Below are 15468 nucleotides of genomic sequence, written 5' to 3'. Positions count from 1 at the left end.
CTAAATTTTTCATCTTCAAATTCATAAAGCAAAGCACTTTGAATCTTAGTGCCTTTGCAACTTTGAATCTTAAAAAATTATCCTCTTCTCAAAACTTCATCAATCATTCCATATTCTTTAGCTTCATCAGCAATCATCCAATAATCACGCTCGCTATCTTTATGTACTTTATCGAAAGTTTGTCCTGAGTGATGAGAAATGATATTATACAATTCATCTTTCAGTTTCAACATTTCGCGTAAGTTAATTTCCATATCTGTAGCAACTCCTTGTGCTCCTCCAGATGGTTGGTGAATCATTACTCTTGAATGTGGTAATGCCGAACGTTTTCCTGCTGCACCTGCACATAATAAAACAGCTCCCATTGAAGCAGCCATACCTGTACAAATTGTAGCTACATCTGGCTTGATATATTGCATTGTATCATAAATTCCTAATCCTGCATAAACACTTCCTCCTGGTGAATTTAGATAAATCTGAATATCCTTAGATGCATCTGCACTTTCTAAGAATAACAATTGCGCTTGAACGATATTTGCAATTTGATCATCAATTCCTGTTCCAAGGAAAATAATTCTATCCATCATTAATCTTGAAAAAACGTCCAACTGTGAAATATTCAACTGGCGTTCTTCTATAATATATGGAGTCATATTAGTTGGAGTCATTGCACTTACGATTTTATCGTAATACATAGCATTCACTCCTTGGTGCTTTGTAGCAAATTTTTTAAATTCTTTACCGTAGTTCATATTTTTTTGTTCTAAGTTGTACGTTACTATATTATATATTTTATTTAATCAAAGGTCATACCTCTTTATAAACAATGCCAATATGTCTTATTCTAAATTTATAACCTAAAAAAAGAGCGTCAAAGAATATTATTCTTTTGACGCTCAAATATACTTATTTTTTTAGAAATTATTCTCCGTAAGAAGCTGCAATAAATTCTTCGTAAGTTACTTCTTTAGTTGTTGGATTTGCTTTTTCTTTGAACAATACCAATAACTTCTCAGCTACAACTTGCTCTGAAAGTCTTTTCACTTCTTCTTGGTTTGATAATACTCTTGCAACAATTCCTTGAACTTCTTCGTCTGTTGGATTTGTTTGTCCAAATTGAGCCATTTGTTGTTTGATTGCGTTTGTAGTAAATGCTTTCAAATCTTCAAATGTAATTTGGATATTACTTTGAGCCATTGCTTTTCCTTCAATTAATTGAAAACGCAATCCTTTTTCTGATCTTGTGTATTCAACTTCTGCTTCTTCTGGAGATAATTTTTTCTCTCCTACAGTTTGCAACCATTTTTTAAGGAATTCAGCTGGCAATTCAAATTTAGTGCTCTCAATTAAGAAATTTTGAACATCTGCTAATAATTTTTGATCTGCTTGTTGTGCAAATTGAAGCTCTGCATCTTCTTTAATTTTTGCTTTCAAATCTTCTAATGAAGCTACTTTACCTTCACCAAAAAGTTTATCAAACAATTCTTGGTTTAATTCTGCCAATTCTGCTCCGTTGATAGCTTCGATAGTAAAGTTAACATCTGCATCTAAACCGTGAACATCATCATGACTTACTTTTAAGTAATCCATTAATTGGTGATCATCTTCGAATAAACCTTTTGTGTTTACTGTTACAACATCTCCAACTTTTTTACCGATAAATTTATCAGCAGTTTTTTTATCTTTAAAGATAGAAAGTGAGATTGTTGTAGTATTATTGATTCCTTTTTCTTCGTTTGCAAAAGTTCCTGTAATATCAGAATCAGCTACAACTACGTCTTGAGGAATTGCTTTTCCAAATTGTTTTTGGATACGCTCTACTTGACCATCGATTAATTTATCATCAGCAGTAACGATATATTTTACGATATCATTTTTAGCTTCAAGATCAATTTCGAAGTTTGGTACTAAACCAATTTCATATTCGAATACTAATTCTTCAGCATCCCAATCAAAATTTTCGTTTTCTTTAGCAAGAGGAGTTCCAAGAAGATTTAATCTTTCAGATTGTACATAACGCTCCAAAGCCAAATCAACTACTTTTTTAACTTCTTCTTGTTTAATTCCTTTACCGTATTGTTTTTCAACAAGATCTTTAGGTACTTGTCCTTTTCTAAAACCTTTTACAGTTGCCAAAGGCATTTTTTCGTTTAATCTTTTTTGAACTTGACCTTTGTAATCCATATGAACAACGTTCAATACAATTGTCTCATTTACTGCGTTTATTGCTACTCTTTTAATATCCATCTTCTTCTTTAATTTACATAATAAAATTGGGTTGCAAAATTATAAAATTTTTGCAACCCAACCAAGCTTTTTAATATATTGATAAGAAGTGTTTTTTAAGACACTTGCTTCTTATTCATTTATTTATCTTCTCCTAATACTTTATATGTAATAGACTGTAGTATAGACAGTACGATACTAAATATTAGTGCCGTCCAAAACGAATCGACTGTAAATCCACCAACAATTTTAGTACACAGTAAAATAATTATAGCATTAATAGCCAATAAGAACAATCCAAACGTAACCAAAGTAACTGGCAATGTGAACAATACTAAGAGCGGTTTAATAAAAACATTAAGCAGACCTAGCACCACAGCTACAATTAAAGCAATAGTAAAACTAGCTACATGAACGCCTGGCATAAAATGAGCAATTAGCAATACCAAACCTGCGGTAATCAATATTCTGAGTAGTAATTTCATATTTTTTCGTTTTAAAATTTACTTTAAAAGTACTAAATTTTTCATTAAAAGAAGCAATTATTTTTTCAAAAACTCTATAGACAGTTCATAAAACATCTTAGGGTTTTCGGCATGTAACCAATGTCCAACGTTCGGAATTGTCGCAATATTCGAGTCTGGAAAATGCTGCTTGATATTCTCAAAATCAGAATCTAAAATATATCTCGAAGCACCTCCTCTAATAAACAAAGTAGGGTTGTCAAAAACTAAATGAGCATCTAATTCTTTTCCAATAGCTTCTAAGTTAGTATTAAAAACTGGTAAGTTGAATCTGAATGCCAATTGCCCTGGCTCTATCCAATACAGGTTTTTCATCAAGAATTGTCGTGTTCCGAAATCAGAAATATAAGTTGACAAAATAGCTTCGACCTCATTACGACTTGGTTTTACTGAAAAATCGACTGCATTTAATCCTGCCAAAATATCTTGATGATGTTGTGGATAATATTTAGGAGCAATATCAGCTACTATCAACTTATTAACCATTTCAGGATGTGTTGTTGCAAAAAACATCGCAGTTTTACCTCCCATAGAATGCCCTATAATATCAACTTTGCTTAAATTATTAGCTTGACAATATTCAAAAACATCCTGTACCATCGCTTCATATGTAAATACATCTGAATGAAAACTACGCCCATGGTTCCGTAAATCCAGAATATGAACCTGAAAACCATCAGTGGCAAATTGTGTTCCTAATGTCTTCCAATTATCAGACATTCCCAAGAATCCATGAAGAATTAATAATGGTTTGCCTTCTCCTTCTATTTTTGAGTATAACATAATTATTTTAGTTTTCGCAAATACATATTAACTACATTATCTAAACCAAGATAAATAGCCTCTGAAATTAAAGCATGCCCTATTGAAACTTCTAATAAACCTGGAATATTTTGTTTAAAGAACTCTATATTATCCAAACTTAAATCATGTCCTGCATTGATTCCTAAATTCAGTTCGTTTGCCAATTTTGCAGCAGCTATATAAGGATCTATTCCATTTTTATTTCCTAAACCATATTGATGTGCAAAAGCCTCTGTATATAATTCAATTCTATCCGTCCCCGTTTTTTTAGCCCCTTCAATAATTTCTAAAACTGGATCAACAAAAATCGAAGTTCTGATTCCGTTGCGTTGAAATTCTTGTATAACTTCAGTTAAATACGCTTGATTTTTCACAGTATCCCAACCTGCAGAAGATGTAATAGCACCAATAGCATCAGGCACTAATGTTACCTGTGTTGGTTTACACTCTAAAACCAAATCGATAAAATTATGTTGAGGATTCCCTTCGATATTATATTCGGTATATACGATTGCTTTTAAATCACGCGCATCCTGATAACGGATATGACGCTCATCCGGACGAGGATGTATAGTTATTCCTTCCCCTCCAAACTTCTGAATATCGGTAGCAACTTTTAATAAATCAGGCACATTTCCGCCACGTGCGTTACGTAACGTTGCAATTTTATTGATATTTACACTTAACTTTGTCATATAAATGGATATTAATTCTAGTAACACTATATTTGTTACGACAAAAATACAAAGTAAAACTTAGGAGTTTTTGCTATTTTTTGATTATTTTGCATCAAATATTGCTAATTGAATTATGACAGATATTACTAATTATATTACCAATGACTACAGAGCTATTAATAGCCAAGAAACCATTGCTTCGGTACAGGATTTCTTTGCTGATTTAAGCTTCTCTCATTTTCCTGTTCTGGAAGACGGAGTATACATTGGCTGTATAGCCTCCGATGATATTGAAACTTTTGATAGCGACAAAAAAGTAATTGATTACAAATATACCCTCGAACATTTTTTTGCTCGAAACAGCATGATTTGGCTTGATGTGTTGGAAGTTTTTGCTAAAAACCACACCAATTTAATCCCTGTTTTAGATGAAACCAATGCTTATCTTGGGTTTTATGAAATAGGTGATATCATCAAATTTTTTCATGAAACACCTTTTTTAAAAGAACCAGGTGGGGTAATAATCGTAAAGAAAGGACTTCTCGATTATTCAATGAGCGAGATTACTCAAATTGTAGAGAGTAATAATGGTAGAATTTTAGGCGCCTTTGCTTCTGATGCCAATACAGATAGCGTTCAGATAACCATTAAAATTAGTTTAGGAGCGATGAATGAAATCATTCAAACCTTCCGAAGATATAATTACGAAATTATATCAGAACACCAAGAAGACACATATATTAATAATTTAAAGGAACGATCTGATTATTTAGACAAGTACCTTAACATATAAATTAGAAAACAGATTAAATGTGTCAATTAGGGAATTAGAATACAATCTCAACTGATCTAATTTTCACATTGACAAATTACCTAATTTCTCATTATCTAATCAAAAAGAATGAAAGTAGCTATCTACGGACAATACTATTTAAATAGTACAGACCCAATTATTAAAGACATATTTGTTTTTTTTACCACAAATAATGTCGAAATGATCATCGAAGTTAATTTCTTGAAGATGCTCCATGAAAAAAAGATAATTGAAAAAGAATACAAAACGTTCTCCTCTCATACTGAATTAGACAGTAGCTTTGAAATGCTAATAAGTATTGGTGGCGATGGAACTATTTTAAGAGCTGCAACCTTAATCCGTAATTCAGGTGTTCCTATTTTAGGTATTAATGCAGGAAGATTAGGATTTCTTGCTACTGTACAAAAAGAAAACATAGCTGCATTTATGCAATTTGTAATCGATAAAAAATATACCATCTCTGAAAGAACTCTTTTAAGTTTAACGACTGAGCCAAAAAATGAAGCGATAGAAGAGTTAAATTTTGCCATGAATGAGGTTACAGTAAGTCGAAAAGACACTACTTCGATGATAACAGTAGACACTTATTTAAACGGTGAATACTTAAATTCATATTGGGCAGATGGATTAATTATATCGACACCTACAGGTTCAACAGGATACTCATTAAGTTGTGGCGGTCCAATATTGACTCCAGATGTAAACAGCCTAGTTATTACACCAATTGCTCCTCATAATTTAACAGCCAGACCACTTATAATACCAGACAATACCGAAATTAAACTTCGAGTATCTGGAAGAGAAGATCATTATCTTGTTTCATTAGACTCAAGAATAGCTTCAATAAAAAACGAATCTATTTTAACAATAAAGAAAACCAATTTTAAAATAAACATGGTTGAAATCCCTGGAGAAACCTTCTTAAAAACCTTACGTAATAAACTACTTTGGGGAGAAGACAAAAGAAATTAAGTTCTTTTTGAGCATACTTTATACTATTTGTAATGTTTTTCTCGTTTTGCAAGTATTAAATATCCAGTAATCATTGATATATTTCGTCTATAATTCAAAAAAAGACAGTTTTAACTTAATGAGCATTGATTAGTATTGATTATTATTATATTTGCACGCAATTTTTAATTAAATGAACAAAATTTTTAATTTATTGTTATGTTTCTTTTTCTTTACAAGCATGAATGCTCAGATACATGAGGTTGGTGTTTTTTTAGGAGGTAGTAACTATATTGGAGATGTTGGAAGTACAACTTATATTTCACCAGACAAGCCGGCTTTTGGCCTATTGTACCGATGGAATAAAAGTCCGAGACATGCCTATCGTTTTTCATACACTCAATCGACAATCACAGCAAATGATTTAGATTCGAAAGAAGGAGGACGAAAACTAAGAGGATATCGTTTTGATAATACAATTAGAGAACTTTCTGCTGGACTTGAATTCAATTTTTTTGACTTCAATTTACATGAATCCAAAAGAAAATTCACTCCATATGTATTTTCAGGGCTTAGCTATTTCAGATATGATGAATTATATATCTTAGCTGGCGAAACAAAAAAAGAAAAAAAGACAGGTTCTATTGCAATTCCGATGATAGTAGGCATAAAAACAAATTTAACCACTAATTTTGTTTTGGGACTAGAAGTTGGTGCACGATATACCTTTACAGATAATCTTGATGGTAGCAATCCAGATAATGATAATTTAAAATCATTACGTTTTGGAGACTTAAATAATAATGACTGGTATGTTTTTTCAGGAGTAACTTTAACGTATACATTTGGAAACAAACCTTGCTATTGCCCATATTAAAAAAATGAATTTAGACACAATAGATAAAACAAACTTACCACGACATTTAGCTATCATAATGGATGGGAATGGGCGCTGGGCCAAACAACAAGGATTCTTAAGAGCTTTTGGTCATGAAAATGGAACAAAATCTGTAAAAGAAACCATCGAATCCTGTGCTAAAATAGGAATCGAGTACCTAACATTATATGCTTTTTCTACTGAAAACTGGAATAGACCCAAATTAGAGATTGAAACTTTAATGAAGATACTTATAAATTCATTAAAAAAGGAACTTGGTACATTACAGAAAAACAACATCAAACTTAATGCAATTGGTAATCTAGAAAAACTACCTAAATCTGCTCAAAAAGAGCTGTTGGATGTTATAGAAAAAACAAAAAACAACACAAGACTAACGCTCACATTAGCTTTGAGTTACGGCTCAAGAGAAGAACTCGTGAACGCTGTTAGAATCATCAGTAATAAAGTTAAAAATAATATAATTTCAATAGACACTATTGACGATTCAATTATAAATGAGCATCTTTACACGCAAAATTTACCAGATGTAGATTTATTAATACGAACAAGTGGAGAACATAGAATAAGTAATTTTTTGTTATGGCAAATTGCCTATGCAGAACTATATTTTACTAATGTCTTATGGCCAGACTTTAAAGAAAAAGATTTATATGAGGCTATCATTAGTTATCAAAAAAGAGAACGTAGATTTGGAAAAACAAGTGAACAAATTAAATGATTTTTTAGTGTTACAAAAAAGAATAAAAATAGTACTTACCTTATTGGTTTTTAGTAGTTTTTCACAAATAAAAGCGCAAGAGAAACTTCCTTTTGATCAAGGGAAAAAATACATTCTTGCCGACGTATCTGTAATTGGTAAAATAAGCTTCAATGAGAATACAGTTGTCACTTTTTCTGGCCTACAAAAAGGACAGGAAATAACTGTTCCTGGTGAAGAAATAAGTGGAGCCATCAAAAAGCTGGGAAAGCTTGGTCTTTTTGACGAAATTTCGTTCTATGTAAATAGAATTGAAAATGATAGCATATACCTAGACTTAAACATCATTGAACTTCCTAAATTAAACGAAGTTAAAATTGTTGGAGTAAAAAAAGGTAAAATTGAGGGGTTAATTAAAGACAATAGTTTAACAAAAAACAAAATTGTAAACGAAAATTTAATTACAACTACCAAGAATTACATTGAAAATAAATATAAAAAAGAAGGTTACTACAATACCAAAGTAACCATTACCACTACCGCTGACACCACCACTACAAACCAAGTAAATATGTTGGTACGTGTAGATAAAGGGGATAAAGTAAAAATCAGCAAAATTGAATTTGAAGGCAATAAACAATTGTCAGACGCTGCTTTGCGAAGTGCAATGAAAGATACGAAGCAAAAGAACCCTATTCGTATTTTTAAAGCATCTAAATTCATTAAAGACAAATACAAAAGTGATTTAGAAAAAGTTATCGCTAACTACAAAGAGAAAGGATATAGAGATGCTCGAATATTATCTGATACTATTGCTTACGATAAAAAGAAAAACACTTTAGCTATAAAAATAAATGTTGAAGAAGGAAACAAATACTACTTTGGTGACATCAAATTCTTAGGAAACACAGTATATCCGGATCAATTATTGTCTCGCTATTTAGGTATCAAAAGAGGAGAAACATATAATGGTGTACTTTTAGAAAAAAGGATTGCTGACAAAACAAAACCTGATGCTGAAGACATTACCAATCTATACCAAAATAACGGGTATTTATTCTCTAACATTAATGCTGTAGAGGTAAGAACAGTAAATGATACCATTGATTTTGAAATTAGAGTTACTGAAGGTCCAATTGCATATTTTAATAAAATATCAGTTGTAGGTAATGACAAAACTAATGATAAAGTAATTTACCGTGAGTTAAGAACTAAACCAGGTGAGAAATACAGTAAAGACTTATTAGTAAGAACAATTCGTGAGATTGGACAATTAGGATTTTTTGATCCAGAAGCAATTGACCCAAAATTCAAGAATGTGGATGCTGCTGCAGGAACTGTAGATATAGAATATAATCTTGTAGAAAAAGGATCAAGCCAAATAGAACTTCAAGGTGGTTATGGTGGAGGTGGTTTCATTGGAACCTTAGGACTTTCATTCAACAACTTCTCTGCTAGAAATTTATTCAACAAAAAAGCTTACAAACCATTACCAATGGGTGATGGACAAAAAGTAGCACTTCGTTTACAAGGAAGTACTTATTTCCAAACCTATAGTGTATCATTCTCAGAGCCTTGGTTTGGAGGAAAAAAACCAGTACAATTTAGCACATCGATATCTTATAGTACACAGTTTTTAAATAACTATATCACACAAAAAGTAGACAGAAGTAAAAGCTTTAATATTTTGACTTTATCTGTTGGTAAAGCTAAAAGATTATCAGTGCCAGATGATTTCTTCGTATTGTCACAATCGATTAGTTACCAACACTACGACTTACATAATTACAACACAGGGTTATTTACTTTTGGTAATGGTACTTCAAGAAACTTAGCTTATACTATTGGATTAACCAGAAGTAATAAAGGGGTGAATCCAATCTTCCCAACATATGGTTCGGAATTTAGTATTTCTGCTAAACTTACTCCTCCATACTCATTATTTAATGGAATTAATTACAGTGATTTAGCAAATCAAAAAGAATACAAATTAAGAAATACTGTTGATAGAGGAAATCAATTGGACGAAAACAACAGAGTCGTGCAAATTGGAGACTATGTTGACACAAGAGGTAATAAGGTTGACGACTACACTCAAGCCGCTACAGATCAAGGAAAAGTTGACCAAAAGAAATTTAATTGGCTAGAATACTACAAAATTAAGTTCAAAGCTGATTGGTATACAAAAGTTTATGGTAAATTAGTACTACGAACGCTAACTGAATTTGGTTTCTTAGGAGCATATGATCAATCTAGAGGAGTAGTTCCTTTTGAAAGATTTTATTTAGGAGGAGATGGTATGGCTAACTATTCTATGGATGGTAGAGAAACAATAGCGTTAAGAGGATATGAAAATAACTCATTAACGCCAGTACTAAAAGGAGAACAAATTGGAGCAACGATATATAACAAATTCTCATTAGAATTACGTTATCCAATTACATTAAAACAATCAGCTTCGATTTATGTACTTACATTTGCTGAAGCAGGTTCGTCTTATGCTGATTTCAAAAACTATAATCCTTTTGACTTAAATCGTTCTGTTGGTGCTGGTTTACGTGTATTTATGCCTGCATTTGGATTATTAGGAATTGACTTTGGTTACGGATTTGATACATTACCAGGACAAACAAAACCAAGCGGTTTACGCACGCACTTTATTATTGGACAACAATTTTAATCGTATTGGTTAAAAAATTTCAAATAAAATTAATGTTATGAGAAAACAATTTTTATTTATAATTTTGGCTTTGATAGTAGTAAATACAAGTCAAGCACAAACCAAATCGACAAGAATAGGATACATCGACATGGAGTATATTTTACAAAATGTCCCTGACTATAAAGAGGCTCAAACACAATTAGAACAAAAAGCCGAAAAGTGGAAACAAGAAATTGAAACTAAGAAATTAGAAATCAATAAACTTAAAGACGCTTTGAAAGCTGAAAAAGCATTATTAACGAATGAGTTAATTGATGAAAGAGAAACTGAAATCAAGTTTCTTGAAAAAGAAACATTAGACTATCAGCAACAACGTTTTGGTGTTAACGGTGATTTAATTAGACAAAAGTCGGCTTTAGCAAAACCAATACAAGATCAGGTTTTTACTGCTGTTCAAGATATAGCAGAAGCTAGAAAATATGATTTCATATTTGATAGATCATCTGATTTAACAATGCTTTTTGCAGCAAAAAGATTCGATGTTAGTGATCAAGTTTTACGAGTTATCACTAGAACTGATAAAAGAGAGCAGTTGACAAAGAAACAACTTGCTATAGAAGAAGAAAAGGAAAATAAAGAAACTGCGATTGATGAAAGTCCTGCTTTACAGGAAAGACAAAAAATCTTAGATGAAAGGAAAGCTGCAAGAGATAAAATCCTAGAAGACAGGAAAGCAGCTCAAGAAGAAAAAATAAGATTATACGAAGAAAACAAAAAAGCGATTCGAGAAGCAAGGGAAGCTAAAAAAAATGGCACGGTTTCTGAAACAGTAAAAAAGGAAAGCAGTCCAGCAGTAACTACTCCAACCACAGAAGCAGCCAAAACAACTGTAACTGATGATACGAGAGCTAAACAAGCCGAAGAAAGACAAAAGCTTTATGATGAACGTAAAAAAGCTTTAGAAGAAAGAAGAAATAAAATCTTAGAAGAAAGAGAAGCTGCCAAAAAAGCGAGAGAGCAAAAGGCAAAAGAGGAAAAGGAAAAAAAAGGAAATACGACCAATAATTAATTAATATTTTAAAATGATGATGAAACAAATCAAAACTTTACTAATTGCTGCAATACTAGTTTTAGGAGCAAACCAAATGAATGCTCAAGCTAAAGTAGCTCACGTTGACGTAAGCGAAATTATGTCTAAAATGCCAGCAATGATAGATGCACAAAAACAACTTGAGAAATTAAGCGGAACATATGATGCAGATTACAAGAAAATGGTAGAAGAATACCAAGCAAAATTAAAAAAATACGAAGCTGAATCAGCTACGGTAACAGATGCAGTTAATGGAGAGCGTTCGAAAGAAGTTCAAGATATGCAAAAAAGAATTGTTGACTATAGAGACAATGCTCAAAAAGAATTACAACAAAAAGAATCTGATATCGTTAAACCATTAATGGAAAAAGTGAGAGCTTCTATCCAAAAAGTTGGAAAAGCAAAAGGATACCAATATGTTTTAGATGGTTCTACTCTTTTATTAGCTGATGGTCCAAACGTTACAGCTGACGTAAAAAAAGATTTAGGTTTCTAAAAACCTGTCTTAATAACAAAAAAAACTGCTCACCAATAAATGGTTCGAGCAGTTTTTTTTTATGCATAAAAATTAATTCCATTCTAATCAAAAATCTTAAATAAAGCCTTTTTTTTGATTCTAAAAAATACTTAACTTTGTTTTTATGACAAACAATAATCCTATAGGCGTTTTCGATTCTGGCATTGGTGGTACTTCTATTTGGAATGCAATTCATCAATTACTTCCAAACGAAAAAACAATCTATTTAGCTGACAGTAAAAATGCTCCCTATGGTCAAAAAACCAAAGAGGAAATAGTTGCTTTAAGCAAAAAAAATGTAGACTTTTTACTAGATATGGATTGCAAATTGATTGTCGTTGCATGCAATACAGCAACTACAAATGCGATTAAAGAATTAAGAGAACAATATACTATTCCATTTATAGGAATTGAACCTGCTATAAAACCAGCAGCAACAAAATCAAAAACACAAACTATAGGAATACTTGCTACTCAAGGTACTCTAAACAGTGAGCTTTTTAATAAAGCAACCGAAATGTACCAAGACACTAAAATCATCGAGCAAGTTGGTCATGGCTTAGTACAGTTAATTGAAAATGGGGACTTATACTCTCCTGAGATGACACAACTTCTAGAATCGTACCTCAAACCTATGGTTGAGGCTAATATTGATTATTTAGTGTTAGGATGTAGTCATTATCCGTATCTGATTCCACAGATAGAAAAAATCCTTCCAAAACACATTCATATCATCGATTCTGGAGAAGCTGTAGCGAAACAAACCCAGAACATACTACGCGAAAAAGTTGGTTTTAATAACGGTCCTGTAAACGAACCTATCTTTTACTGCAATAGTAATCCTAAAGTTTTATCGGACATACTAGAAAACAAATACAAAGTTTTAGAAAAAGAGTTCTAAACAATTAATCAAATTTACTCTTCACAAACCATATTCCATCCAATGATAAATTGAGTGATAATTTATGATAATTTTCTTTAATAAGACCATCCCCTATTTTACCTTTTTGTCCGTAAGAGTAAGAAATATTTAGAGCTGAAAAAGTATTGCTTTCTAAAGGGAGAGTTAATCCTAACGAAAAAGATACATTCTTAACTCTTTGATTGTCGACTTCAAGATACCCTGCATCATAATTAATCCCTGTCGCATAACGAATACGATCTATATATTTCCGAGCATTCTTATTGCTTTTATAAGATAAGCCTAAAGCAAATCGGTCTTGATTCACAAAATTTCCATACAACTCAGATTGTCTCGTATTGTTCCAAAGGCTCTTTTCATAATCAAAAGTAATATTCAAATTATTCTTAAAAAGCTTGCTAACTCCTACTCCAATTTCTGAAGGCAAGTAATAATCATCAACATCCGAATTTGTGTTTGAATCTGTAGTTGTTGTACCTGAATCACCTACAATTGTCACAGTTTGCACCTTGGAAGCCTTAACTCTTGAGGGTGATTTAAAAGTCGAACCAATGGTTAGTGTTGAATCTATTTGATATTGCACTCCAAGCGTTGGCCTAAATCCGTTATAATTTGTTTTTTTATTAATATTAGTTACTGAGTTATTAATGGTATAATATCTATCATCAGTAGTATTTCCAAAAAGCACAGCTGCAGAAAGTCCTAAAGACAATTTTTTATTGATTTTGTAGGCATATGAAAAGTCAAAATTATTCAAACCTCCCGAACCTGTTGCATCCAAATTATATTGCTCCTGACTATTTTCTATAGGAATCTTTAGATTTAAAATTTTAAATGATGCACTTGAATAAGGTCGTAAAGCTACACTAAAAGCAGATTTTTGAGTAATCGGAAAAGCAAATGCTATGTGTGAGAACTGAGCATTATTACGGTTCTCCGATTTTAAATTGTTTTGATATGTGCTCTCTATAAATTTGCCCCCAATATCAAACAAAAAATGATTTTGTGACATAAATCCCAATGAAGCAGGATTAAGATTATTGATGAATTGATTAGATGGCAAGGCAATCCCTGAAGACCCCATAGAAGGAAGCGAACCAAAATCTGAATCATACAAACTACCTAATCCATAGAGCGAATAAGGAGAAGTGGAAATACTTTGAGAAAACGAAGTCACTGACATTAAAACTAGTAAACCTACGAACGCTATTTTATTTTTCATTTAATAAGTAATATAATAAATTTTCAATTCCATTTTATTGCTTGGGAATTTCTGATCCCCTAAAACAATCCGATTAACCGCTTTATTAATATTAGGTAGCGTAAGGATTAATGACGATTTCGAATCTGATTGTTTCAACATCTCTTTTTGCAAAAAACCTCCTATCGAAATTTTATAGCCTACATTTTCATTAAACTCATCACTTGCTTTATTTAATAATGCATACATGGCTGTACCCGACGAATTATTAAGCGTACCACTAATTCTGTTTAAATTATCTCCAACATAAACTCGCAATGAATCTGCCAAAGGATAGATTTTGGAATATGTATTCGCAACCGGTTTTATAAACAGTACCGCATCAACGATTGCTCCCTTTTCGGCGATATATTTAAGTTGCTTTATATTGGGAAAATCAATTCTACATGCGATTCCCGTTCCTGACTGAATAAAGCCTTTGTTTTCTGTTTGTGAACTAGATAATTTACTTGAAGAAATTGGTAAGTTTTGAATAATAGTACCTGTCTTATCTAATGTGATTGCGTTAAATTGCTTGGTAGCATCTAAAATAGAGAAATCCTTCACTAAAGAAGTTTCAGCATCTCCTTGGTATTTTGAATAGTAAAGCCTTACTACACTTGTAGCACCTTTAAATCCAATAACACTCGATGAGCTTGCTCCTGTGGAAGTGAGAACTATTCCTTTTAAATATTCTGTAAATTCATCCAAATTAACAACCTCTCTTTTCTTTAACTTCTGAAAAAGTTCTGAACCAAAAGCATCATTCATTCTTATATTAATAGAATCCTTTTCAGTTGGTCTTGGCTTATAAGAAATCATACCTAAACTTTCTGGAGCATAAGTTAAAGTTGAATTATTATAAAAATTTTTATCCTCTTTATTTGGCTTTACTTTTTGAGTCAATCGGTGGATATCTAAAGTCTGAATTTGAGTAGTATCTCCAAAAAAATAATTGTCATACTTTAAAATCATTGCTATGGAATCGTAGACATAGTTTGGCAAATTCGTGTCTGAATCTTCTATATTCAATTTGTAATCATTAGCCAATAATTGAAGATAACTATCCGATTTTACTTTCCCAAAAATAGGATCATCATAGTTGCCTAGCAAGATTCTATTTTGGCTAGATGTAACCAATGAATCAAAATTGATTGTAGACATATCAACCGTTAATGTATCGATCAAAATCACTTTATTTCCAATAGATAAATAATCTGATCCAACAACAAATTCTCCTGCATCGGCATCGGTATTACAGGAGACCACAAAAAAACCAAGAAACAATAGCAACAATAATTTGTACATAAATATTTTTTGAACAAATATAAAATGGTGTTTTCTAGACAACATCATAACATATACAGCCTAGGCTTTTACATCTATAAATACCTAAAAACAATCTATAACCTCAAAGCAGGGACAAATACCCCATTCGGCACT

At 31.8% G+C, this 15468-nt stretch carries 15 protein-coding genes; 8 read left to right on the top strand and 7 right to left on the bottom strand.

What is annotated here, in order from left to right; all coding sequences use genetic code 11:
• Positions 1-77 precede the first annotated feature (77 nt).
• From clpP to LNQ49_RS15675, 5 genes are all read right to left on the bottom strand, one after another.
• Positions 78-752, bottom strand: a complete 675-nt coding sequence (clpP, locus tag LNQ49_RS15695) for an ATP-dependent Clp endopeptidase proteolytic subunit ClpP (RefSeq protein ID WP_229989974.1) — start codon at positions 750-752, stop codon at positions 78-80.
• A gap of 169 nt (positions 753-921) precedes the next feature.
• Positions 922-2247, bottom strand: a complete 1326-nt coding sequence (locus LNQ49_RS15690; protein WP_229989973.1) for a trigger factor — start codon at positions 2245-2247, stop codon at positions 922-924.
• A 119-nt stretch (positions 2248-2366) separates the two neighbouring features.
• Positions 2367-2711 (bottom strand): phage holin family protein, encoded by a 345-nt coding sequence (locus tag LNQ49_RS15685; RefSeq protein WP_229989972.1) that lies wholly within the window; start codon positions 2709-2711, stop codon positions 2367-2369.
• A gap of 57 nt (positions 2712-2768) precedes the next feature.
• Entirely contained in the window at positions 2769-3533 is a 765-nt protein-coding gene (locus tag LNQ49_RS15680) for an alpha/beta fold hydrolase (protein WP_229989971.1), read from the bottom strand.
• A gap of 2 nt (positions 3534-3535) precedes the next feature.
• Positions 3536-4249, bottom strand: a complete 714-nt coding sequence (locus LNQ49_RS15675) for a pyridoxine 5'-phosphate synthase (protein ID WP_229989970.1) — start codon at positions 4247-4249, stop codon at positions 3536-3538.
• Between the two features lie 115 nt (positions 4250-4364).
• Between LNQ49_RS15675 and LNQ49_RS15670 the strand changes: the two genes are divergently transcribed.
• The 8 genes from LNQ49_RS15670 to murI all read left to right on the top strand — a co-directional run bounded on the left by LNQ49_RS15670 (position 4365) and on the right by murI (position 12764).
• Positions 4365-5024 (top strand): CBS domain-containing protein, encoded by a 660-nt coding sequence (locus tag LNQ49_RS15670; protein ID WP_229989969.1) that lies wholly within the window; start codon positions 4365-4367, stop codon positions 5022-5024.
• 108 nt (positions 5025-5132) lie between these two features.
• Positions 5133-6017, top strand: coding sequence for an NAD kinase (locus tag LNQ49_RS15665; protein WP_229989968.1), 885 nt, complete (start codon positions 5133-5135; stop codon positions 6015-6017).
• A gap of 172 nt (positions 6018-6189) precedes the next feature.
• Complete coding sequence (porG, locus tag LNQ49_RS15660) at positions 6190-6873, top strand: type IX secretion system protein PorG (protein ID WP_229989967.1); 684 nt, start codon at positions 6190-6192, stop codon at positions 6871-6873.
• Between the two features lie 4 nt (positions 6874-6877).
• Positions 6878-7615 carry an undecaprenyl pyrophosphate synthase gene (gene uppS, locus LNQ49_RS15655; RefSeq protein ID WP_229989966.1) on the top strand — a complete coding sequence of 246 codons (738 nt, stop codon included), beginning with the start codon at positions 6878-6880 and terminating at the stop codon, positions 7613-7615.
• Positions 7548-10274, top strand: coding sequence for an outer membrane protein assembly factor BamA (bamA, locus tag LNQ49_RS15650; protein WP_229989965.1), 2727 nt, complete (start codon positions 7548-7550; stop codon positions 10272-10274). Before uppS ends, bamA begins: the two co-directional genes overlap by 68 nt.
• Before the next feature lie 37 nt (positions 10275-10311).
• Positions 10312-11325, top strand: a complete 1014-nt coding sequence (locus tag LNQ49_RS15645; RefSeq protein WP_229989964.1) for an OmpH family outer membrane protein — start codon at positions 10312-10314, stop codon at positions 11323-11325.
• A 19-nt stretch (positions 11326-11344) separates the two neighbouring features.
• Positions 11345-11842: an OmpH/Skp family outer membrane protein gene (locus LNQ49_RS15640; RefSeq protein WP_229991342.1), complete on the top strand. Its 498-nt coding sequence runs from the start codon at positions 11345-11347 to the stop codon at positions 11840-11842.
• 145 nt (positions 11843-11987) lie between these two features.
• Positions 11988-12764: a glutamate racemase gene (murI, locus tag LNQ49_RS15635; RefSeq protein WP_229989963.1), complete on the top strand. Its 777-nt coding sequence runs from the start codon at positions 11988-11990 to the stop codon at positions 12762-12764.
• Positions 12765-12768: 4 nt separating this feature from the next.
• Here murI and bamG read toward each other — a convergent pair whose 3' ends face one another.
• Together bamG and LNQ49_RS15625 are read right to left on the bottom strand one after the other, a co-directional pair.
• Positions 12769-14007: a BamG family beta-barrel-assembly machinery protein gene (gene bamG / locus LNQ49_RS15630; RefSeq protein WP_229989962.1), complete on the bottom strand. Its 1239-nt coding sequence runs from the start codon at positions 14005-14007 to the stop codon at positions 12769-12771.
• Positions 14008-15333: a DUF4270 family protein gene (locus LNQ49_RS15625; RefSeq protein WP_229989961.1), complete on the bottom strand. Its 1326-nt coding sequence runs from the start codon at positions 15331-15333 to the stop codon at positions 14008-14010.
• Between the last annotated feature and the right edge of the window lie 135 nt (positions 15334-15468).

The sequence above is a fragment of the Flavobacterium pisciphilum genome, assembly GCF_020905345.1.
In the GTDB taxonomy this organism is placed as follows: domain Bacteria; phylum Bacteroidota; class Bacteroidia; order Flavobacteriales; family Flavobacteriaceae; genus Flavobacterium; species Flavobacterium pisciphilum.
The sequence above is the reverse complement of the archived record's forward strand: the minus strand, read 5'-3'. Positions and strand labels throughout refer to the sequence as shown.

Excerpts from the sequence above, each read along its gene's own strand:
- clpP (WP_229989974.1), bottom strand. The coding sequence starts at position 752 with ATGAACTACGGTAAAGAATTTAAAAAATTTGCTACAAAGCACCAAGGA.
- LNQ49_RS15690 (WP_229989973.1), bottom strand. The coding sequence starts at position 2,247 with ATGGATATTAAAAGAGTAGCAATAAACGCAGTAAATGAGACAATTGTA.
- LNQ49_RS15685 (WP_229989972.1), bottom strand. The coding sequence starts at position 2,711 with ATGAAATTACTACTCAGAATATTGATTACCGCAGGTTTGGTATTGCTA.
- LNQ49_RS15680 (WP_229989971.1), bottom strand. The coding sequence starts at position 3,533 with ATGTTATACTCAAAAATAGAAGGAGAAGGCAAACCATTATTAATTCTT.
- LNQ49_RS15675 (WP_229989970.1), bottom strand. The coding sequence starts at position 4,249 with ATGACAAAGTTAAGTGTAAATATCAATAAAATTGCAACGTTACGTAAC.
- LNQ49_RS15670 (WP_229989969.1), top strand. The coding sequence starts at position 4,365 with ATGACAGATATTACTAATTATATTACCAATGACTACAGAGCTATTAAT.
- LNQ49_RS15665 (WP_229989968.1), top strand. The coding sequence starts at position 5,133 with ATGAAAGTAGCTATCTACGGACAATACTATTTAAATAGTACAGACCCA.
- porG (WP_229989967.1), top strand. The coding sequence starts at position 6,190 with ATGAACAAAATTTTTAATTTATTGTTATGTTTCTTTTTCTTTACAAGC.
- uppS (WP_229989966.1), top strand. The coding sequence starts at position 6,878 with ATGAATTTAGACACAATAGATAAAACAAACTTACCACGACATTTAGCT.
- bamA (WP_229989965.1), top strand. The coding sequence starts at position 7,548 with ATGAGGCTATCATTAGTTATCAAAAAAGAGAACGTAGATTTGGAAAAA.
- LNQ49_RS15645 (WP_229989964.1), top strand. The coding sequence starts at position 10,312 with ATGAGAAAACAATTTTTATTTATAATTTTGGCTTTGATAGTAGTAAAT.
- LNQ49_RS15640 (WP_229991342.1), top strand. The coding sequence starts at position 11,345 with ATGAAACAAATCAAAACTTTACTAATTGCTGCAATACTAGTTTTAGGA.
- murI (WP_229989963.1), top strand. The coding sequence starts at position 11,988 with ATGACAAACAATAATCCTATAGGCGTTTTCGATTCTGGCATTGGTGGT.
- bamG (WP_229989962.1), bottom strand. The coding sequence starts at position 14,007 with ATGAAAAATAAAATAGCGTTCGTAGGTTTACTAGTTTTAATGTCAGTG.
- LNQ49_RS15625 (WP_229989961.1), bottom strand. The coding sequence starts at position 15,333 with ATGTACAAATTATTGTTGCTATTGTTTCTTGGTTTTTTTGTGGTCTCC.